The sequence below is a fragment of the Stenotrophomonas sp. CFBP 13718 genome (genome assembly GCF_014842145.1).
Taxonomy (GTDB): domain Bacteria; phylum Pseudomonadota; class Gammaproteobacteria; order Xanthomonadales; family Xanthomonadaceae; genus Stenotrophomonas.
This window is the reverse complement of the sequence record NZ_JACYVC010000003.1, coordinates 34,003-53,648: the sequence shown is the minus strand read 5'-3', so window position 1 is coordinate 53,648 and position 19,646 is coordinate 34,003. Positions and strand designations below refer to the sequence as shown.

At 65.7% G+C, this 19,646-nt stretch carries 18 protein-coding genes; 7 read left to right on the top strand and 11 right to left on the bottom strand.

The window, feature by feature from the left end; genetic code table 11:
• Positions 1 to 107 precede the first annotated feature (107 nt).
• Both IFT58_RS06230 and IFT58_RS06225 read left to right on the top strand, forming a co-directional pair.
• On the top strand, positions 108 to 1,211 hold the full coding sequence (locus IFT58_RS06230) for a PLP-dependent cysteine synthase family protein (RefSeq protein ID WP_192080812.1): 1,104 nt from the start codon (positions 108 to 110) through the stop codon (positions 1,209 to 1,211).
• A 132-nt stretch (positions 1,212 to 1,343) separates the two neighbouring features.
• The gene (locus tag IFT58_RS06225; RefSeq protein ID WP_192094207.1) at positions 1,344 to 3,374 is read left to right on the top strand and encodes a M3 family metallopeptidase; all 2,031 of its coding nucleotides are present in this window, start codon (positions 1,344 to 1,346) and stop codon (positions 3,372 to 3,374) included.
• Between the two features lie 16 nt (positions 3,375 to 3,390).
• Here IFT58_RS06225 and IFT58_RS19015 read toward each other — a convergent pair whose 3' ends face one another.
• From IFT58_RS19015 to IFT58_RS06205, 4 genes are all read right to left on the bottom strand, one after another.
• Positions 3,391 to 4,137 (bottom strand): ankyrin repeat domain-containing protein, encoded by a 747-nt coding sequence (locus tag IFT58_RS19015; protein WP_192094206.1) that lies wholly within the window; start codon positions 4,135 to 4,137, stop codon positions 3,391 to 3,393.
• 11 nt (positions 4,138 to 4,148) lie between these two features.
• Positions 4,149 to 4,952 carry an SDR family oxidoreductase gene (locus IFT58_RS06215; protein ID WP_192094205.1) on the bottom strand — a complete coding sequence of 268 codons (804 nt, stop codon included), beginning with the start codon at positions 4,950 to 4,952 and terminating at the stop codon, positions 4,149 to 4,151.
• Positions 4,949 to 5,530, bottom strand: a complete 582-nt coding sequence (locus IFT58_RS06210) for a DUF1415 domain-containing protein (RefSeq protein ID WP_192094204.1) — start codon at positions 5,528 to 5,530, stop codon at positions 4,949 to 4,951. Before IFT58_RS06210 ends, IFT58_RS06215 begins: the two co-directional genes overlap by 4 nt.
• A gap of 128 nt (positions 5,531 to 5,658) precedes the next feature.
• The gene (locus IFT58_RS06205; RefSeq protein ID WP_188325040.1) at positions 5,659 to 6,141 is read right to left on the bottom strand and encodes a YajQ family cyclic di-GMP-binding protein; all 483 of its coding nucleotides are present in this window, start codon (positions 6,139 to 6,141) and stop codon (positions 5,659 to 5,661) included.
• An 80-nt stretch (positions 6,142 to 6,221) separates the two neighbouring features.
• Between IFT58_RS06205 and IFT58_RS06200 the strand changes: the two genes are divergently transcribed.
• Positions 6,222 to 7,118: a DMT family transporter gene (locus tag IFT58_RS06200; protein ID WP_188325039.1), complete on the top strand. Its 897-nt coding sequence runs from the start codon at positions 6,222 to 6,224 to the stop codon at positions 7,116 to 7,118.
• Between the two features lie 58 nt (positions 7,119 to 7,176).
• On the opposite strand, the gene IFT58_RS06195 is transcribed toward IFT58_RS06200, so the two are convergent.
• Positions 7,177 to 8,688, bottom strand: a complete 1,512-nt coding sequence (locus IFT58_RS06195) for a hypothetical protein (protein WP_192094203.1) — start codon at positions 8,686 to 8,688, stop codon at positions 7,177 to 7,179.
• Between the two features lie 293 nt (positions 8,689 to 8,981).
• Here IFT58_RS06195 and IFT58_RS06190 point away from each other — a divergent pair, with 293 nt between their 5' ends.
• Positions 8,982 to 9,989, top strand: a complete 1,008-nt coding sequence (locus IFT58_RS06190; protein ID WP_192080819.1) for an ATP-binding cassette domain-containing protein — start codon at positions 8,982 to 8,984, stop codon at positions 9,987 to 9,989.
• A complete protein-coding gene (locus IFT58_RS06185) occupies positions 9,986 to 10,675 on the top strand; it encodes a methionine ABC transporter permease (RefSeq protein ID WP_188325036.1) in 690 nt (229 codons plus the stop codon). The genes IFT58_RS06190 and IFT58_RS06185 overlap by 4 nt, the downstream gene beginning before the upstream one ends.
• 68 nt (positions 10,676 to 10,743) lie before the next feature.
• Here the strand turns inward: IFT58_RS06185 and IFT58_RS06180 are convergent, their stop codons facing one another.
• Together IFT58_RS06180 and IFT58_RS06175 are read right to left on the bottom strand one after the other, a co-directional pair.
• Complete coding sequence (locus IFT58_RS06180; RefSeq protein ID WP_192094202.1) at positions 10,744 to 12,684, bottom strand: hypothetical protein; 1,941 nt, start codon at positions 12,682 to 12,684, stop codon at positions 10,744 to 10,746.
• Between the two features lie 448 nt (positions 12,685 to 13,132).
• Positions 13,133 to 13,747 carry a lipocalin family protein gene (locus IFT58_RS06175; protein WP_192080821.1) on the bottom strand — a complete coding sequence of 205 codons (615 nt, stop codon included), beginning with the start codon at positions 13,745 to 13,747 and terminating at the stop codon, positions 13,133 to 13,135.
• 150 nt (positions 13,748 to 13,897) lie between these two features.
• On the opposite strand from IFT58_RS06175, the gene IFT58_RS06170 reads away from it, so the two are divergent.
• Both IFT58_RS06170 and IFT58_RS06165 read left to right on the top strand, forming a co-directional pair.
• On the top strand, positions 13,898 to 14,179 hold the full coding sequence (locus IFT58_RS06170; protein WP_188325033.1) for a hypothetical protein: 282 nt from the start codon (positions 13,898 to 13,900) through the stop codon (positions 14,177 to 14,179).
• Between the two features lie 69 nt (positions 14,180 to 14,248).
• Entirely contained in the window at positions 14,249 to 16,351 is a 2,103-nt protein-coding gene (locus IFT58_RS06165; RefSeq protein WP_192094201.1) for a prolyl oligopeptidase family serine peptidase, read from the top strand.
• 64 nt (positions 16,352 to 16,415) lie between these two features.
• On the opposite strand, the gene IFT58_RS06160 is transcribed toward IFT58_RS06165, so the two are convergent.
• From IFT58_RS06160 to pdxA, 4 genes are read right to left on the bottom strand one after another with little or no spacing between them, the layout of a single operon-like run.
• The gene (locus IFT58_RS06160; protein WP_192080823.1) at positions 16,416 to 17,447 is read right to left on the bottom strand and encodes a symmetrical bis(5'-nucleosyl)-tetraphosphatase; all 1,032 of its coding nucleotides are present in this window, start codon (positions 17,445 to 17,447) and stop codon (positions 16,416 to 16,418) included.
• Between the two features lie 15 nt (positions 17,448 to 17,462).
• Complete coding sequence (gene apaG, locus IFT58_RS06155) at positions 17,463 to 17,843, bottom strand: Co2+/Mg2+ efflux protein ApaG (protein ID WP_188325030.1); 381 nt, start codon at positions 17,841 to 17,843, stop codon at positions 17,463 to 17,465.
• A gap of 13 nt (positions 17,844 to 17,856) precedes the next feature.
• The gene (rsmA, locus tag IFT58_RS06150) at positions 17,857 to 18,669 is read right to left on the bottom strand and encodes a 16S rRNA (adenine(1518)-N(6)/adenine(1519)-N(6))-dimethyltransferase RsmA (protein ID WP_192094200.1); all 813 of its coding nucleotides are present in this window, start codon (positions 18,667 to 18,669) and stop codon (positions 17,857 to 17,859) included.
• The gene (gene pdxA, locus IFT58_RS06145; RefSeq protein WP_192094199.1) at positions 18,666 to 19,646 is read right to left on the bottom strand and encodes a 4-hydroxythreonine-4-phosphate dehydrogenase PdxA; all 981 of its coding nucleotides are present in this window, start codon (positions 19,644 to 19,646) and stop codon (positions 18,666 to 18,668) included. Before pdxA ends, rsmA begins: the two co-directional genes overlap by 4 nt.

Sequence of the window (19,646 nt, the reverse complement as noted above, 5' to 3'; positions counted from 1 at the left end):
ACGGGCCGGTCAGGGCCGAAACGCCCATTCTACCGGCGGGCGGATGACGACGGCCCGGCGTAGAATGTCGGTTCCGCACCGCTCCACTACGGACATCAGACCCCGCCATGTCGCAGCGTGAATGGGTGGCAGCCGCCATCCGCAAGATCGAGGCCGATTTCAATCGTTCGGCCGATACGCATCTGATCCCGATGGATCTGCCCGGTTTTCCCGGCATCGATGTCTATTTCAAGGACGAGTCCAGCCATCCCACAGGCAGCTTGAAGCATCGGCTCGCGCGCTCGCTGTTCCTGTACGCGTTGACCAATGGTTGGCTGCGCGAGGGCCGACCGGTGATCGAGGCGTCCAGTGGCTCCACCGCGGTATCCGAAGCGTACTTCGCGCGCTTGCTGGGGTTGCCGTTCATTGCGGTCATGCCGGCCACCACCTCGCCGGAAAAGATCGCGGCGATCGAGTTCCACGGTGGCCGCTGCCATCTGGTGCAGAGCGCCTGCGGCCTGAATGCCGCGTCGGAGCAGCTGGCGCGCGAGACCGGCGGGCACTTCATGGACCAGTTCACGTTCGCCGAGCGCGCCACCGACTGGCGCGCCAACAACAACATTGCCGAATCCATCTTCAAGCAGATGGCCGAAGAGCCGCATCCCATCCCGGAATGGATCGTCTGCAGCCCGGGCACCGGCGGCACCGCGGCGACCCTGGGTCGCTACGTCAGCTACCGTCGGCACGACACGCGCATCCTCTGCGCCGATCCGGAGGTGTCCGTGTTCTACGACGGTTACTGCGCCGCGCTGGCGGGTGAGCCGTGGAAGCACCTGACCTGCGAAGGCGGCTCTCGGGTGGAAGGCATTGGCCGGCCACGGGTAGAGCCCAGTTTCATTCCGACCAGCGTGGATGCGATGGTCAAAGTGCCCGATGCCCTGGCGCTGGCCGCGATGCGTCAGGTCAGCCGCAGCCTGGGACGTCGTGTCGGCGGGTCCACAGGCACCAATTTCATCGGCGTACTGCAGGCCGCGCAGTGGATGCGCGATGCGGGGCGCGGCGGCAGTATCGTCACCATCCTCTGCGACAGTGGCGAGCGCTACGCGCACAGTTACTACGATCGGGCGTGGTACGAGCGCATGGGTATCGATGTGGTGGGTGCCGATGCCGTGCTGGAAGGCGTCATGGCCGGTGGATCGCTGCCGGTGCTGCCGGTCAGTCATCTGGAATAGCGACGAAGACCTGAAGCACCCAGCCCGTCGGCGGAATGCCGGCGGCGCTCGCCGTGCTCTTGCCATCGGCCCACGGCGATGCCATATGGGAGGGGATGCCACGCTGCGTGGCGCCCGTACCTGGAGCCGTTGATGACCACCACCAACCCATTGCTCGATTTTTCCGGCCTGCCCCGTTTCGACGCCATCCGCCCGGAACACGTCGGTCCGGCGCTGGACGTGCTGCTTGCCGAGGCGGAGGCCGCCGTCACCGCGGCAGAGAACGTGCATCCGGTGACCTGGGCGTCGTTCGTGGTGCCGCTGGACGATGCCACCGAGAAACTCTGGCGTGCCTGGGGCCAGGTGGGCCACCTGCAGGCGGTGATGAACACGCCGGCGCTGCGCGAAGCCTACAACGAGAACCTGCCGCGGGTGACACGCTTCGGCAGTGCACTCGGCCAGAACCTCAAGCTGTTCCAGCAGTACCAGGCGTTGGCCGTGCCGGCAGTGGCGCAGGGTCTCGATGAAGCGCAGCGCAAGGTGCTGGACAACGCACTGCGAGACTTCCGTCTGGGTGGCGCTGAACTGGATGCGCCATCGCAGCAGCGTTTCAGCGCGATCAAGGAAGAACTGTCTTCGCTCTCGGCCAGGTTCTCGCAGAATGTCCTCGATGCGACCGATGCGTGGTCGCTGCACGTTGAAGATGCTGCGCGATTGGCCGGGTTGCCGGACGATGTACGTGCGGCCGCGCGTGCAGCGGCAGAGAAAGAGGGCCTCGCCGGTTGGAAGCTGACCCTGCAGATGCCGTGTTACCTGCCGGTGCAGACCTACGCCGACGACCGTGCGCTGCGCGAAACGCTGTACCGCGCCAGTGCGCAGCGCGCCTCCGAATTCGGCGATGCGGGGTGGGACAACAGTGCAAACATCGAGCGCATTCTCGCTCTGCGCACCGAGCTGGCGGCGCTGCTGGGGTTCGACTCCTATGCCGATTACTCCATCGCCACCAAGATGGCGCAGGCGCCCGCCGATGTGCTGGGATTCCTGCGTGACCTCGCGGCGCGTGCGAAGCCGCATGCGGCCAAGGATCGTGCCGAGCTGGAGCGTTTTGCCCGTGAAGAACTGGGCATTGACTCACTGCAGGCCTGGGACCTTGCGTACGCTGCCGACAAGCTGAAGCAGGCACGCTACAGCTATGCCGAGCAGGAGGTAAAACAGTACTTCACCGAACCGAAGGTGTTGGCTGGCCTGTTCGCGGTGATCGAACAGCTGTACGGCCTGCGCGTGGAAGCGGACGTCGCGCCGGTGTGGCATGAGGATGTGCGGTTCTATCGCTTGCTGGATGCCCAGGGTGCCCTGGTCGGACAGTTCTATCTGGATCTGTACGCCCGCGAAGGCAAGCGCGGGGGCGCGTGGATGGATGACGGCCGCAACCGCCGCGTGCGTGCCGATGGCAGCGTGCAGACCCCGCTGGTCTACCTGGTGTGCAACTTCGGCCGTGGTATGGCCGGCAAGCCGGCCACCTTCAGCCACAATGAGGTCACCACGCTGTTCCACGAAATGGGCCATGGCCTGCACCAGCTGCTGACCCGCATCGGCGAGCTGGGCGTAGCCGGCATCAACGGCGTGGAATGGGACGCGGTCGAATTGCCGAGTCAGTTCATGGAGAACTTCTGCTGGGAATGGTCGCACCTGCAGGCCATGACCGCGCACGTGGACAGCGCTGAGCCGCTACCGCGCGCGCTGTATGAAAAGATGCTGGCGGCGCGTAATTTCCAGAGCGGTATGACCACGGTGCGGCAGCTGGAATTCGGCCTGTTCGACATGCTGCTGCACAGCCAGTTCGCACCGGCACAGGACACGGTGCTGGGCCTGCTCGATCGCGTGCGCGAGGAAGTCGCGGTGAACCATCCGCCCGCGTGGAATCGCTTCCCGCATCAGTTCAGCCATATCTTCGCCGGCGGTTATGCGGCCGGCTACTACAGTTACAAATGGGCCGAAGTGCTGAGTGCCGATGCGTATGCGGCGTTCGAAGAGGCGCCAGACGCCTTGGCGGCGACTGGCGCACGTTTCCGCGACGAAGTGCTGGGTCGCGGCGGCAGCCGCAGTGCGGCGGAGAACTTCCACGCGTTCCGCGGCCGCGCGCCGAGTATCGATGCGCTGCTGCGGCATTCAGGGATGGCGTGAGTCCAGGGTGGGCTTGTCAGCCGTTGGCTGCCTGTAGATTCCCCGCCATCTCCAACATCAGGCTGATCGCGGGACTGGTGCTGACGCTCATTGCGGTGCTGCCGTCACTGGCGGTGGCAAGCGGGTCTGCACCGGCTTTGATGAGCAGTGCGACATTGTCCGCATGCGAGCTTTCTGCCGCCGCGATCAGCGGAGTGGCGCCGTTTCGTGGTTGGGCGGCGTTGATGTCGACACCGGCTGCAATCATGGCCTTCAGCATGGCAGCGTCGGCGAGGGTTGCTGCCGCGACCACTGGGCTCAAATCCTCGCTATTGGGTGCCGTCGCAGATGCGCCGTCGCGCAGCATCTGTTCCACGTGCCCCACCTGACCGTAGGTCACCGCGATGAACATCAGGTCGCACGGCGCCGGCACTGGGAATGCTGTGTTGAAGTTGCACGGCAGGGCGTCCATGTCTTCAGCAGACAAGCGCATTCCGCTGGCCATCTTGAAGTTGGCGGTGTTCCAGGCGGATGCAGCCTTCTCGGACATGGGCTGCGGAGCGGCGTTGCTGATCTGGGCAGGGACCGGCATGGCGGTATCCACTGACGGTGCTGGTGTGGCACCGGCCGCACTTTTATCGGGTTGCTGCAACGCGGGCGTTGGCATGCGGGCGACGAATGAGTTGATCGTGTGAGGCATGAAGATGATGCTCTGAGCGGCGGCGGTCTGCGCCGAAGCATATGGTGCAACCGACCAGAGCTGGCGGCTTTCAAGAAAACGCACACCGACCGTCTTCAGTCGACGTAGATCATCTTGCGGGTCATGCCGCCATCGACGATATGGTCCTGTCCGGTGATGAACCCGGCCATGTCTGAAAGCAGGTAGACGGCGAGGGCACCGATGTCTTCCGGTTGGCCGACCCGGCCCACCGCGTGCTGCGCGTGGTCGGCCTTGGAGAGTTTGGCCGTGCGTCGCCGCGCGGGCGCCTGCCATGCGCCCGTGCTGATCCAGCCAGGGCTGATGCTGTTGACCCGCACGGCCGGCCCTGCACTGATCGCCAGGGCGTGGGTGAAGGCCAGCAGCCCGCCCTTGGCCGCGGCGTAGGCTTCGCTGTGCGGTTCGGACTGCTGCGCACGGGTAGAAGCGATGTTGAGGATGGCGCCACCGCCATCGGCTGCCAAGGCAGGCAGCGCGTGTCTGCTGCACAGGAACGCGCCGTGCAGCGAGGACAGGCGCTGCTGCCATTCGCTCCACGTCATGTCGGCCAGCGGCGTGCCGTGCGCGCTGGCGATACCGGCGTTGTTGACCAGGCCGTCGATCCGTCCGAAACGCTTCAGCGCCGCTTCGATGAAGCTGCGCACGCTCGATTCGCTGGTGATGTCCAGCTTGCGGAACGCGGCGTCGGCGGGGCGATTCCATTCCGCCAGACATGCCTTGCCGGCGTCCACATCCAAGTCCCCGATCATCACCTGGCCCCCGGCACCGAGTACCGCTTGGGCGATCCCGCGGCCGATGCCATTGGCGCCGCCGGTGACCAGCACCACCTTGCCCGCAAGCGGGGCGGTCGGCCACGGCGCAATGGTGGGCACGATGCTCACGACAGGTCTTCGCCGCGCAGGCGCCGCCACCAGCCCTGCACGCCGATCCGATCCAGTGTCTGGATGTTGCGCTCCACGATCACGTCCGGATCGGGGAAGGCGTCGACCGCACGCGCCACGCTGTCTTCGCGCAGCAGGTGCAGGATGGGGTAGGGCGCGCGGTTGGTGTAGTTGCTGGCATCGTCGGCGGCAACGCCCTCGAACTGGTACTGCGGATGGAAGCTGGCCACCTGCAGGATGCCCTGCAGGTCGAGCGCTTCGATCGCTGCGTCGGCGTTGTCGAGGAAATCGTTGTAGTCCAGGAAGTCGGTCAGCACCTCCGGGTGGATGATCAGCGTGGTGTCGATCTGCTCCGGCGAGGCATCGCGCAGCAGCACCAGTTCTTCGGCCAACTGCTCCACCAGCGCCTCCGGCGTGGTCGCATCACTGAGCACGTAGCGGACCTGCTCCTTCACGTACACCGCCTTGGCAAACGGGCACAGGTTCAGACCGATCACGATCCGTTCCAGCCATACCCGCGTGGCCGCGATGGGATCTTCGGAAGGCTGGCCTTCGGCCGGAAACGCGTACTCGGTCATGGCAGGCTCGACAAGCTGGCGGGGAACGTCATTGTTGCGGAAAAAAGGGGACGGAGGGGATTAAGTCGTTATCGGCCAGCGTTGTTGGTCGAAAACGACTTAATCCCCTCCGTCCCCTTTTTTATGCGTCAGTCGCGGAAGTTGTCGAACTGCAGCGGCAGGTCGAAGTCGGTCTTCTTCAGCAGGGCCATCGCATCCTGCAGATCGTCGCGCTTCTTGCCGGTCACGCGCAGCTTGTCGCCGTTGATCTGGCTTTCCACTTTCAGCTTGGCTTCCTTGAGCGTGGCAGCGATCTTCTTGGCGATCTTCTGTTCGATGCCCTGCTTGACGGTGATTTTCTGCCGCGCACCGGCTACGTTGGTTTCCACGTCGCCGAATTCCAAGCTCTTTGTGTCGATTTTGCGGGCCGACAGGCGGGCACGCAGGATGTCGGTCATCTGCTGCAGCTGGAAATCGCTGGGAGCGGACTGCGAGATCACCTCGTCTTCCAGGATGTACTTGGCATCCACGCCCTTGAAGTCGAATCGGGTGGTCAGCTCGCGGTTGGCCTGGTCCACCGCATTGGTCAGCTCGTGTGTGTCAACTTCGGAAACGACGTCGAACGAAGGCATGGGAATGCTCCTGTAATCAGTGGCGCCCATTCTACCCAACCGACATTGGAAGGCCGTGCAGACTGGCGCGATAATGGGCAATGAACCTCCAACGCTCCCCTTCGCGTGCCGTGGCCTGGATGATCGGCGCGGTCGCCTGTTTCTCGCTGATGGACGCTGGCATGAAGCAGCTCTCCACCGGCTATCCGTCGCTACAGGTGACCTTCCTGCGTGGTGCCGCCTCGCTGCCTTTCGTGCTGGTCTGGGTGCTGGCCAGCGCCGGCCCGCGTTCGCTGATCCCGCGCCGCTGGGGCCTGCACCTGCTGCGCGGCGTGCTGGGCATGGTAATGATCGGCTGCTTCGTGTTCGCCCTGCGCGATCTGCCGCTTTCCACCGCTTACAGCATCTACTTCGTCGCGCCGCTGATCATCGCCGCGCTGTCGGTGCCGTTGCTGGGTGAGCGGGTGGGCCCCCGGCGGTGGGTGGCCATCGGCATCGGCCTGCTGGGTGTCGTGGTGGTGCTGAGGCCGGGCGTGGACGGATTCATCTCCATCCCGGGCCTGATGGTGCTGGTCGCCGCGACGGCCTACGCCATTGCCGCGATCACCGTCAGCCTGCTGACCCGTACCGATACGTCCCAGTCCATGGTGGTGTGGTTTCTGGTCATCATGGCCCTTGGTGCCGGTTTGCTGGCCTGGTCGGACTGGGTGCCGATGCGTCTGGCCGATGCGCCGCTGGTGGCGGGGATGGGGCTGGCAGGGGCGCTCGGGCAGATCGCCCTGACCCGGGCATTCCAACTGGGCGAGGCATCGATGATCGCCCCGCTGGAGTACACCGGGCTGGTCTGGGTGATCGGCTGGGATCTGCTGTTCTGGCAGCAGTTACCTGACGCATGGACGTGGAGTGGGGCGGCGATCATCGTCGCCTCCGGGCTTTACCTGCTGCACCGGGAGCGGGTGAACCGGCAGGCCCCGCCGATGCCGCTGGACCACCCCTGAGGCGGCCACGCAGGCAGCGTGAGCGGGGTGGATCGGGCCAACCCACCGATCAGCGGGATCAGCCCATCGCCGCGAGGATGCGTTGGTTGACCATGCGCAGCGTGGCGACCGTCGTCGTCGACAGTCGTTCGACCCGCTTGATCAGCCGGTCAAGTGCCGCGATACGCGGGATATCGATGCCCGTGGGTGTTGGATCGCGCTGGGCAATGGTCTGCCTGAGCCCTTCCAGTCGCGATTGCAGGGTGTTGAGGTTTTTGCGCACTTCAGCAAGGCATCCGCCCAGCGCGCGTAGTTTGTGGCCCCGCAGGAGGGCGATGTCGTCGGGCCGGGCAACGGATGCCAACGCGTTTTCCACATGGGGCAGCGTTTGCTGCAAGGGGCGGATCGTCCTGCATTGGTCGATCAGGGGGGCGAGACGTCGGCTGCGCGGGCGCATCGGATGCTGTGGTCCGGACACGCTGCGCTTTTGCCGGATGCTTCGTAGCGCTGTCGGGACAGGCCCGGGTCGCTGCGTGTCGTCCAGCTCCAGTTCGGCCAGCGCACCCAGCCATGGACCGGGGTCGAGATGGGCACCGACCAAGTTGGTCAGTGGGGCGCTTTCCACCGCACTGATGGCTTCGGAGAGGGCCGACGTGGCGTGGTTGTCGCCCAAGCCGTGCCACAGCAGCCTGTCCAGCAGCCGTTCGCAGTTGGCGTGATGGCAGGTTCCCAGATAGTCCAAGGCAGCCGCGACCGCTTGTGGGTCGGCTACGCGCGGCTGCACGAGGGGAAGGGGTTCATCGCCCTCCGGTGCCATCCGCCACTGCGTGGTGGCCGCGAGCAAGGCGGTACCGGACAGGGCGAGCGCACCGCCGATCATGGCCAGCGCCGGCCGCCCGCAGGCCATCGCCGACCCTGACGCCGACGAGGCTGCCTGCACGGCCATCAGGCCGGCCTCCTCGGGTACAGCAGCCGCCGGTGCGACCCGGCTGGCCATCAGCAGTCCGGTGGCCGCCGCCAAGGGTGACCTCAGGCGAAGCATGTTGCTGCGGAGGGGAGCGGGCGCGGCCTCCGGCAGCGTCGGCCGGACCTCCGGCTTCGCATCTTCGCCGCCAAGTGCGCGCGCGTCGGCCCGGCATACGCTGCGATCAAACGAGCGCTGGTCGTGATGCGACAGAAAGCCGGCAAAGACGTCCTGCGTGGCGTGATAGGCGGGGGCCTGGAGCAGCCGACGCTGCAGCATTGCCAACCCGGCTGCACCGAGGGTGCGGAGTCGCTCGTCCACCTGCCTGATCAGCTCGGCGTGCGCAACGAGTAGGTTGATCAGCGTGGAAGGTGGGCTGTCAGGCCCATTATCACGCGCCAGTCCGGCCAGAAACAGCTCCGCTGCGTGCGGATAGCGGTCCATCACCTGGCATGCAGTGGCTAGGCGGATCGAGGGGCGCGCGATGGCCCCGGCGTCGTCGCGGTTGCCTGCCGGCAGGGCCCCATTGAGCAGCCGGACACCCCTGTGAGGGTGCGTCGACACCAGGACGGGGCGCACCGAACGCTCACGGATCGGCGACGCCGAGGAGTTGGGGGCAACGCTCATCATCGGAGCACTCTTTGCGGGACTTGAAGGTGCGCTCACTCTGCGGGAGCGGGTCGCGGCAGCACCATGGCGGTGATCGATTTCCGCAACGACCGGCGAGCGACGCCCAACGCATATCTGCATTGCGGGCGGATCGCCTCCGGCCGTTGACGTACCCGGCAGCGCCGTAAACGACGGTCGATCACGGCTGCTTAGAAGCAGACGGAATATCATTCGATCTGCCGGTACGGGCGCTGCTGCGCCCGTGCTGATAGGCTGCACGCCCCCTGTTCGCCCCTTGGTGAGTCGACCCCGTGATCGAGTTCCAGCGCCTGCACAAATCCTATGTCGTGGCCGGCCGCGCCGTCAGTGCGCTGCAGCCGCTGGACCTGACCATCCAGGCAGGCGAGGTGTTCGGCATCATCGGCCACTCCGGTGCCGGCAAGTCGACCCTGATCCGTTTGATCAACCGCCTGGAAGAGCCTTCCGGTGGGCGCCTGCTGATCGACGGCGAGGACGTCACCGCGCTGGATGCGCAGGGGCTGCGCACGCTGCGGCGGCGCATCGGCATGATTTTCCAGCACTTCAACCTGCTGTCCTCACGCACCGTGACCGGCAATGTTGCCTTTCCCTTGGAACTGGCCGGCACGCCGCGCGCGGAAATCGATGCGCGCGTCGCCGAGCTGCTGCAGACAGTGGGCTTGCAGGATCACGCCGACAAGTATCCCGCGCAGCTGTCCGGCGGACAGAAGCAGCGTGTCGGTATCGCCCGTGCGTTGTCCACCCGGCCGCAGATCCTGTTGTGCGACGAGGCCACCAGCGCGCTGGATCCACAGACCACGGCCTCGGTGCTGGCATTGCTGGCGAAGATCAATCGCGAGCTCGGCCTGACCATCGTGCTGATCACCCACGAGATGGATGTGATCCGCCGCGTCTGTGACCGGGTGGCGGTGCTGGATGCGGGGCACATGGTGGAGACCGGTCCAGTCACCGACGTGTTCCTGCATCCGCAGCACGCGACGACGCGTCGGTTCGTCAGCGAGTCCGAGCACGTGGATGAGGGCATCCTGCACCGTGATTTCGATACCGTGGGCGGCACCATCGTGCGGCTGACCTTTCTTGGCGGGGACACCTACCAGCCCCTGCTGGGCAGTGTCGCCCGGCAGACGGGGGTGGACTACAACATCCTGTCCGGTCGCATCGACCGCATCAAGGACACCCCGTATGGCCAGCTGATCGTATCGCTGGTCGGCGGTGACCAAGCGGCTGCGCAACAAGCATTCAGTGCGGCGGGCGTGCACGTGGAGGAACTGCGTCGATGATCATCGCAAGCAACGGCGGGTTCTTCCGCCATCTCGATGCGGGCAAGTGGGCCGACATCGGCCAGGCCACGCTGGATACGCTGCTGATGCTGGCGGGCTCGTTGCCGCTGACGCTGGCCATCGGCCTGCCGTTGGGGGTGCTGTTGTATCTGTTCGGCGCGCCGCGGATGCGCCGGCGCCCCTTTGCCTATGGTGGACTGGCACTGGTGGTGAATCTGCTGCGGTCGGTGCCCTTCATCATCCTGATGATCGTGCTGATCCCGGTCACGCTGGCGCTGATGGGCACCTCGCTCGGCGTGCGGGGCGCGATCGTGCCGCTGGTGATCGGCGCGGCCCCGTTCTACGCGCGCCTGGTGGAAACCGCGCTGCGTGAAGTGGACCGCGGCGTCATCGAAGCGACCCAGGCGATGGGGGCGACGACTTGGCAGCTGGTGACGCGTGTACTGCTGCCGGAAGCCCGCCCAGGCCTGATCGCCGGGGCAACGGTCACCACCGTGGCGCTGATCGGCTTTACTGCGATGGGCGGTGCGATCGGCTCCGGTGGCTTGGGTGACCTGGCCTTCCGCGACGGCTACCAGCGCTCGCACACCGATGTGGCGCTGGTCACCGTGGTGCTGCTGCTGGTGCTGGTGCAGTTGCTGCAGATGCTGGGCGACCGGTTGGTCGCCCATTACAGCCGCAGGTAAGCCCGCGTGCCTGCGTGTCTCGGCGGACACCTTCAGGCCGCTTGAGAATGCAGAAGTGGAGCCCGCGTTCAGCGGTGCAATGACTGGCGCAGCACGATCAGCTCCCAGCGTTCTTGCGCCAACGGCGGGCCCAGGCGTTTCGTTTCGTCCGATACCGGATCGTTGGGACCGATGTCGCCCAACTTCGGGATGAAGTCGGCGCTCCCCGGCTTTTTGGGGTAACTGGACCATGGCTTGAGCAATGCATGGTTGGGGTTGAATGGAATGGGCTGGTACTCCGGCTTGCCGGTCGTGCGCACGCCGACGATGTCGCCCGGCCCGACGAACATGCGCCATTCCGATTCACCTTCCCCGTGTTGGGTATAGATGCGGTCGGTCTGCCATTCCCATTGCTGGTCGCGGTTGAGCAAACAGTCCTGCATCACGATCTCCCCGCCTCCGCCTGGCGCCGAGCCCGAGGTGAGGATCCGCATGCATTTCTTCGAGCCCCGATTGAAGTAGCGGCCCTGGGTATCCAGTTGCCACTGTGCATGCAGGTCTTCGATCCAGTTGCCCTGTGCAACATCCGGGCACTGGCGCAGGACCACAACGCCGTGTTCATCGCGCAGGCAGCCGCCGTTGCCCGCTTTTGACTGGATGAAGACGGTCACTTCGCGTGTGAGGTAAGGCGAGTCCGCACGGATGCTCACCGAGGCAGTGGGCTGAAGGTATGGATCGGGCTTGTGATCTATGGCAGAGCCGTCGAACCCAAGGTTGTCGATTTTTCCGCCGGCGGACAGGCTCATCGTGCCGGTGTACGTGCCGGGGATGAACCATACGGCGCTTCCCTCGGCGGTCACCTGCCGCATTGACGCGGTCATTTTAATTTCACTCGGCGACCTGCCGAAGTAATCCGCCTTGGAGGCGATCGCTGAAGCCAATGGCATCTGCCAGTAGACGCGCGAGGTCTGGGCTGGAGTCTGCACCGCATTGGCGCCGATCGAGTAGTCCTTTACGGTGAAGGACAATGCGTTGGTTGTGCTGTAAGAGCGCGAAAAGTCAAAGCTGAAGGCCGCTTTCGCCCCCACGGAGGGACCCTCTTTGTTCAAGCCTGCGCTCACCTCACGACTCAGTCCGAAACCGTAACTGGTCGTGGTGGTGTGCGACTCGCTGATGTTCAGGTCGGTTGATGGTGAGCTGGCCGGCCGTGATTCACTGAGCTTGGGCAGGGTCCCGGTGTTGTCCGGGGTGAACAGGCGGAGAAAGTACTCGTACTTGCCTGGAACGACGATGCTTGGGCCGGACTTCCCGTTGTCATGGGGCTTCAGGTTGTGAGTCGATTTCGCGCTCACTACCAAGGCGTCGTGGGCGCGGCCGCTATCACGCACGATCTCGCCGCGCACTGTGACGAAGGCGCCATTGCCGGTTGACGCGTACTGAGTTTCGGTGAAGACCATGACGGGCAGGGCGACGAGTTCTGCGCCATCGGTGGAGGGAGCCGCCGTCGACGGCCCAGGTCCGCGCAGCGCCTTGGACGCGGTGTCGATGCTTTCGATGAGGGTGCGCGCAAGCTGCTGACGATCGCCAATCGACTCCGGGAGCTCGGCCACCGTATGCAGGTGGGGTGAACCGTCTGGATGTCGCACGTAGATCGTCAGTGCGGCCGAAGATGACAGGCCAAAGATACCGTGCAGCACGGTATCCACTGCGGCGTCCTGATCCTGCCGCAGCACCGCGACCGGGTGGCCGCGTCGGTAGGCGTCCACTGCCGTGGCACGGCGGTCGGCGTCGGCCAATGCGCTGTCGGTGAACCAGACGATCGATTGGTCCGGGTTGGAGCCCGCAGTCGGGTGCGGATTCTCCAGGCCCAGCAGGACCTGTAACTGCGCCAGGTCAAGCAGACCGTGGTGGGCAGCGACGGGCTCTGTTGCATGGACGGCGTTCGTGGAAAGGACAACAGTGATTGCAGCCGCGAGTAGTAAATGCTTCACGATGGTCTCCAGAAGAAATGTTTTGTCGGGCAGCATCACTGCTCGACAGCCAGATCCTCGGGTTTCGCGTCTGATGCTGTCGCGCACTGCGGCACTTATTACGACAGTGGTGCAGTAGTCCTATGCTTCGCCGCGGCAGTGCGGAGGGCATCGCGCTCGCAAGGCTCAGCGTTGCTGGGTGCCCTTCTTCTTTCTCGTGATCGTGCCGATTCCGCCGATCCCGGCGGTGGTGGGCATCGCGCTGAATCCCGGCCGGATCGACGTCTTTAGGGAAGGCGCACTTGCGCGCGTTGCACATGCCAGCGCCAGTCCGGCCACAAGAAGCGCTCGGGCAGCGCTCGGGTAGAGCCGACTTCAGTCGGCTGGTGTCAACGCACGGTAGCCGACTGAAGTCGGCTCTACCTTCGGCTCTACCTCGTGCTTGGTGCAGGGCAGCCGACTGAAGTCGGCTCTACCGGCGGCTCTACCGTGGATCCTGCGGGGGCGCTCAGCGCTTGTTGGGGACCTCGTAACCCAGGCGGTCGACCTGGCTGCGTTGCTGCGGCACGCGCTTGAGCTTGTCGGTGTTCACCCCGTATTCGTCGCGCAGGCGCTCGGCCAGCTGCTTGTACAGGGCGTTTTCCATTTCCGGCTTGCGCGCGAAGATCCACGCCATTTCGCGGCCCGGATACCCGACCAGCGCCCAGGAGTAGTCCGGCGCGACTTCCAGCACCCGCGAATGCGTGGGGACCACGCGATAGAACCAGGTGCGCCAGTTGTGGTTGCCGCTGTCTTCATCGACAGAGGCCCGCGCCTGGATCTCCTGCACGGGTTCGCCGAAGCCATCGCGGTAGCGGTAGGTGATGCCTATCTTCTGCGGCTCGCGCAGGGTGTACTCATTGACGCTGGCCACATGCCCGCGCTCGATGAAATTGGGCACGCGCCCGATCACATACCAGGTGCCCATGAAGCGCTTCAGGTTGATCGGCGCTCCCAACGCGCTGGCGTCAACGGTTTCAGTGGGCTCCGGGGCGCTGGACGCGCTCGAACGGAACATGGCACAACCCGGCCCGACGATCAGGGTGGTGAGCAGGAGGATACAAAGCGGGCGGATCGACGGCATGAGGCAGCGGGCTCCAGGAGGGCTTGCGCAAGCATGGTCGAATGCGCGCGAGGGATTCGTCAATGGTGTCTGACCGATGGATGTCGCAGCCAGTGAGAAACGACACGGGCACAGTCGGCGCCTGGACACCACCCTATGCCGGAGAACGCCATGTCGAAGATGAACCCCGCTCCCCCCCGCCGGAAGGCCGAAGCGGTCGATCCCCGCCTGCTGCGCTGCGTCAGGCATGTGGCCCTGGCCGGTCTGGCGCTGGTGGTCGTCTGGCCCGCAGCGCGCGGCAGCAGCGCGTGGCTGGGTTGGCTGCCGCTCTGGCTGCTGGCCATGCCGCTGACCGCGTGGTGGGCCCTGCTGCGCTTCCCGCTGCCCCGTTGGACGTCGCGCCATCGCCCGCAGGCCCGGCGACGTGGCCACCGTCAGCCGCGGGTGGCCTGACCTTCGACACAGGAGCGGTGGCGCGACGCTGTGCTAGCGTTCTGCAGCTTATGACTGCCTGGAACCGCAATGTCACGACTCGCTTCCGCCTGCCTGCTGGCCGGCATGATGACCACCGCCTCGGCGGGGACCGCCATGGCCGCTGAACCGGCTTCCGACGACCGCTACGCCTGGCTGGAAGACGTCGCCGGCGACAAGCCGCTGGCCTGGGTGAAGGAACAGAACGCGAAATCCGAAGGGCGCCTTGCGCAGACCCCGGCCTTCCGGCAGATGGAAGCCAGCATCCGCGAAGTACTTGATTCGGACGCCAAGATCCCCGGCGTGGAAAAGATCGGCGACTACTACTACAACTTCTGGAAGGACGCCCAGCACGAGCGGGGCCTGTGGCGCCGTACCACCCTGGCCGAGTACCGCAAGGCGTCGCCGAAGTGGGAAACCGTGCTCGACCTGGACGCACTGAACAAGGCCGAGGGCGAAAACTGGGTGTGGCATGGTGTCGAATGCCTGCGTCCTGAGTACAACCGCTGCCTGATCGCGCTGTCGCGCGGCGGTGCCGATGCCGATGTCACCCGCGAGTTCGACCTGGGTAACCGCAGCTGGATCAAGGACGGCTTCTTCCGCCCGGAATCCAAGGGCGGGCTGGGCTGGATCGACCGCGACAACGTGTTCGTCTACACCGATTTCGGCGATGGTTCGATGACCAGCTCCGGCTATCCGCGCGTGGCGAAGTTGTGGAAGCGCGGTACGCCGCTGTCCGCTGCGCAGGTGGTGTACGAGGGCAAGCCGGATGACATGTACATCGCGGCCCTCCATGACGATACGCCCGGCTTCGAGCGCAACCTGGTCAGCCGCACACTGGCCTTCTACAACAACGAACTGTATCTGCGGGGCGACGATGGCACGCTGACCAGGATCGATGCGCCGAACTCGGCTGAAAAGGGTCTGCACAAGCAGTGGCTCAGCCTGGAGCTGCGTGAGCCGTGGACGGTGGGGGGCAGGACCTACGCGGCGGGCTCGCTGCTGGCCACCCGCCTGGATGGCTTCCTGGCAGGCAAGCGTGACTTCGACGTGCTGTTCGCGCCGACCGACACCACCTCGCTGGCCGGTGCGGTGTGGACGAAGAACCACGTGGTGCTGAACGTGCTGGACGACGTCAAGAACCGCCTGAGCGTGCTGACGCCGGGCACCGGTGGCTGGAAGACCAGCCCGTTCGTCGGCGCGCCGACCTTCGGCACGCTGGGCGTCGGTGCAGTGGACAGCAACGACAGCGATGCGGTGTGGGTGACCGCCACCGACTACCTGACACCGACCACGCTGGCGCTGGCCGAGATCGGTCAGAAGCCGGAGGTCCTGAAGACGATGCCGGCCTTCTTCAATGCCGAAGGCAAGGTGATCGAACAGCACTTCGCCACCAGCAAGGACGGCACCCGCGTGCCGTACTTCGTGGTGCACGCCAAGGACATGAAGCTCGATGGCTCGAATCCGACCCTGCTGTACGGCTACGGTGGTTTCGAGATCTCGCTGACCCCGAACTACTCCGGTGGCATGGGGCGGGCGTGGCTGGAAAAGGGCGGCGTGTACGTGGTCGCCAACATCCGTGGTGGCGGTGAGTACGGTCCGCGCTGGCATCAGGCGGCGCTGAAGCAGAACCGTCACAAGGCTTACGAAGACATGGCCGCGGTGGCGCAGGACCTGGTCAGCCGCAAGATCACGTCGGCACCGCACCTGGGCGTGCAGGGGGGCAGCAACGGCGGTCTGCTGACCGGCAACATGCTGACCCAGTACCCGGAGCTGTTCGGTGCGGTGGTGGTGCAGGTGCCGCTGCTGGACATGAAGCGCTACAGCCACCTGCTGGCGGGCGCCTCGTGGATGGCCGAGTACGGCAATCCGGACACGGCCGACTGGGAGTACATCAAGACGTTCTCGCCGTATCACCTGTTCGATGCGAAGAAGACGTACCCGCCGGTGTTGTTCACCACCTCCACGCGCGATGACCGCGTGCATCCGGGCCACGCGCGCAAGATGGCGGCGAAGATGATCGATGCGGGCAAGGACGTGACCTACTACGAGAACATCGAAGGCGGTCATGGCGGCGCAGCGAACAATGCGCAGGCCGCGCACATGCAGGCGCTGGCTTACAGCTTCCTGTGGGAGCGACTGGGCGGCAAATGATCCCTTGCTGGGGCACTGACTGAAACAACAACGCCGCCGAAAGGCGGCGTTGTTGCAAGTGCGATTATTCCGACGGAGGAGGGCTGGCGGCGCCACCGCCGCCATTGCCGCGGCCGCGACCGCGACGCCGGCGGGGTCCCCGCGTGCGGGTCTCACCGGCCACCGGCTGCCCCTGCGCGGCGGCTTCGCCTTCCTGCGGCTCCTGACGTGCCTGCAACGGCGGCCTCGGCTTGGGCTTGGGCGCACGCGGTGGCCGTGCGCCGGCTACGGGCGCGGGCACGTCGCGGCCCGGCACCTGCACCACGCGCAGTTCATCGGTATCCAGCTGGAGTGCGGTCAACTTGCCGCCCCAGACCGCGCCGGTATCGATGGCGTGCACGCCCTGGGTGATGGTCAGGCCCAACGCGGACCAGTGGCCACAGACGACCTTGAGGTCGCGCTCCACCCGTCCGGGTACTTCGAACCAGGGGTACAGCCCCTGCTCCTGGGTGCCGGGCGTGCCTTTGTCTTCGATGCCGATGCGTGCCCGCGGTGTGCAGTACCGCATGCGGGTAAAGAAGTTGATGATCGCGCGGGAGCGATCATAGCCGGCCAGGTTGGGTGCCCAGATCGGCTTGTCGCCATACATGTTGCGCAGCAGTTTGCGATAGCCGTTGCCGTGCAGCTGCTGCTCCACCTCGCGCGCATGCTTCTCTGCCATCTGCGTGGTCCACTTCGGCGCGAGGCCGGCGTGCACCATCATCCAGCCCAGCTCGCGGTCGGTATGCACCAGTTTCTGCATGCGCAGCCATTCCAGCAGCACGTCGCGGTCTTCGGCGGTGACCACGCGCAGCAGGTCCGGGTTGACCTTGCGCTGTTCCTCTTCGGAACGCGCGCCAACGGCCAGCAGCGACAGGTCGTGGTTGCCCAGCACCACGACGCTGTGTTCGCGCAGGGAATGCACCAGGCGCAGCGTTTCCAGTGACTGGCCGCCCCGGTTCACCAGGTCACCGGCGAACCACAGGGTGTCCTGTGATGGATCGAAGTTGATCTTTTCCAGCAGTCGCTGGGTGACGTCGTAGCAACCCTGCAGGTCGCCGATAGCCCACACACTCATGGCCTGGCCTCCGTGTCAGTGCAGGGTTCGGGGAATGGTCAATACGAAGGGCGCGATGTCGGCGGCGAACTCGGTGCCATCGTCGGCCACCATGTCGTAGTGCCCCTGCATCGTGCCGTGCTCCGTACCGAGCATGACACCGGAGGTGTAACGGAAGTCTTCACCCGGCCGCAGCCGGGGCTGCTCACCGACCACGCCATCGCCGTCCACGTGTTCGACGTGGCCATTGGCATCGGTGATGCGCCAGTGGCGTGCCACCAGGCGCACGGCGATGCCGCCGCGATTGTGGATGCGGATGGTATAGGCGAACGCGAAGCGTCCATCTTCGGGGGCGGACTGGTCATCGAGGAAGCGGGGGGCCACTTCCACGTCCATTGCATAGGGTTCGTCGTGCATCGTGGCAGTGTAATCAGCTTGCATTGGCCAAGGCGACGAATTCCGCCACCTCCAGCTGTTCGGCGCGGGCATCGGGGCGAACGCCGGCCGCAATGAACTGCTCGGCCGTGACCACGTTGTTGAGGGCGTTGCGCAGCGTCTTGCGACGCTGGCCGAACGCGGCCTTGACCACCTCGGCGAAGCGCTTGCGGTCGTTGATGCCGATCGTGGCCGGATCACGCGGCACCAGCCGCACCACGGCCGAGTCCACCTTCGGTGGCGGGCGGAACGCGCCAGGTGGCACGTCGAACAGCGAGGTGACTTCGCAGTACGCCTGCAGCATCACGCTCAAGCGCCCGAACACCTTGCTGCCCGGGCCGGCGGCCATGCGGTCGACCACTTCCTTCTGCAGCATGAAGTGCATGTCGCGCACTACGCCGGCATGGTCCAGCGCATGGAACAGGATCGGCGAGGAAATGTTGTACGGCAGGTTGCCCACTAGGCGGATCTGCCCACTGCCCCCCTCGGCCTGCGCGAGCGCGGTGAAGTCCACCCGCAGCACGTCGCTCTGGATGATGGTCAACTCGCCCAGCGGTTCGGCGGCGGCGGTGAGCGGTGCGATCAGATCGCGGTCGAACTCGATGACGGTCAGCTTCGGATGCTGGCGCAGCAGCGGCAGGGTGATCGCACCCTGGCCGGGCCCGATCTCCACCAGACGATCGCCGTCCTTGGGATTGACCGCGCGCACGATGCTGTCGATGTAGTGACGGTCGGCCAGGAAGTGCTGGCCAAGCTGCTTCTTGGCCGGGGCGGTGAACGCCGGGCCAGTGGGGGAATGCGGATTCATGTCGTAAGTCTACGTTGCCGGGCGAGCTGCGCACACAGGGTGGTGGCCGCCTGCAGGCTGGAGGGGTCGGCGATGCCGCGACCGGCCAGGTCCAGCGCCGTGCCATGGTCCACCGCGACACGGGGGTAGGGCAGTCCAAGGGTCAGGTTCACGGCCTGCTCGAACCCGGAATATTTGAGCACCGGCAGCCCCTGGTCGTGATACATCGCCAGCACGCTGTCGAACCCGGCCAGCTTGGCCGGAAGGAAGGCCGTGTCTGCCGGCAGCGGTCCGATCAGTTCCATGCCTTCGCCGCGCAGGCGCTGCAGCAGCGGAATCATCAGGTCCAGCTCTTCGCGCCCCAGATGCCCGTCTTCGCCCGCATGCGGGTTCAGCCCCAGCACGGCAATGCGCGGCCGTGCGATGCCGAACTCGCGCTGCAAGGCAGCGTGCAGCGTGCGCAGGGCATGTTCGAGGGTGTCGGCGGTGATCGCATCGGCGACCGCGCGCAGGGGCAGGTGGGTCGTGGCAAGGGCCACCCGGACGATGGGGTTGGCCAGCATCATCACCACGCGTACGCCGGCCTGGTCGGCCAGCAGTTCGGTCGTGCCGCTGTAGGCGATACCGCCCTCGTTGATCACGGCCTTGTGCACCGGGCCGGTCACTACGCCCTCCAGCTTGCCGTCGAGGCAGGCCTGGCCCGCGCCCAGCAGGGCGTCGATCACCGCCGATGCATTGCGGGGGTCGGCCATGCCGAACTGACTGGTCGTGGCGTTGGGGATCGCGCGAAGGCGCAGGTCACCGGGCCGGCAGGCGTGCGCCTCTTCAGGCAGCAGCTGCAGCGGAAGGGACAGGGCGGTTGCCGCGGCACGCAGGGTGACGGGGTCGGCAAACGCCAGCAGCCGGCAATCAGTGCGCGGCTGCTGGATCAGACGGATGCAGAGCTCCGGCCCGATCCCGGCGGGCTCGCCCGGTACCAGAGCGAGCTCGGGGAGCAT

Excerpts from the sequence above, each read along its gene's own strand:
- IFT58_RS06230 (WP_192080812.1), top strand. The coding sequence starts at position 108 with ATGTCGCAGCGTGAATGGGTGGCAGCCGCCATCCGCAAGATCGAGGCC.
- IFT58_RS06225 (WP_192094207.1), top strand. The coding sequence starts at position 1,344 with ATGACCACCACCAACCCATTGCTCGATTTTTCCGGCCTGCCCCGTTTC.
- IFT58_RS06210 (WP_192094204.1), bottom strand. The coding sequence starts at position 5,530 with ATGACCGAGTACGCGTTTCCGGCCGAAGGCCAGCCTTCCGAAGATCCC.
- IFT58_RS06205 (WP_188325040.1), bottom strand. The coding sequence starts at position 6,141 with ATGCCTTCGTTCGACGTCGTTTCCGAAGTTGACACACACGAGCTGACC.
- IFT58_RS06200 (WP_188325039.1), top strand. The coding sequence starts at position 6,222 with ATGAACCTCCAACGCTCCCCTTCGCGTGCCGTGGCCTGGATGATCGGC.
- IFT58_RS06195 (WP_192094203.1), bottom strand. The coding sequence starts at position 8,688 with ATGAGCGTTGCCCCCAACTCCTCGGCGTCGCCGATCCGTGAGCGTTCG.
- IFT58_RS06185 (WP_188325036.1), top strand. The coding sequence starts at position 9,986 with ATGATCATCGCAAGCAACGGCGGGTTCTTCCGCCATCTCGATGCGGGC.
- IFT58_RS06175 (WP_192080821.1), bottom strand. The coding sequence starts at position 13,747 with ATGCCGTCGATCCGCCCGCTTTGTATCCTCCTGCTCACCACCCTGATC.
- IFT58_RS06170 (WP_188325033.1), top strand. The coding sequence starts at position 13,898 with ATGTCGAAGATGAACCCCGCTCCCCCCCGCCGGAAGGCCGAAGCGGTC.
- IFT58_RS06165 (WP_192094201.1), top strand. The coding sequence starts at position 14,249 with ATGTCACGACTCGCTTCCGCCTGCCTGCTGGCCGGCATGATGACCACC.
- IFT58_RS06160 (WP_192080823.1), bottom strand. The coding sequence starts at position 17,447 with ATGAGTGTGTGGGCTATCGGCGACCTGCAGGGTTGCTACGACGTCACC.
- apaG (WP_188325030.1), bottom strand. The coding sequence starts at position 17,843 with ATGCACGACGAACCCTATGCAATGGACGTGGAAGTGGCCCCCCGCTTC.
- rsmA (WP_192094200.1), bottom strand. The coding sequence starts at position 18,669 with ATGAATCCGCATTCCCCCACTGGCCCGGCGTTCACCGCCCCGGCCAAG.
- pdxA (WP_192094199.1), bottom strand. The coding sequence starts at position 19,646 with ATGCTCCCCGAGCTCGCTCTGGTACCGGGCGAGCCCGCCGGGATCGGG.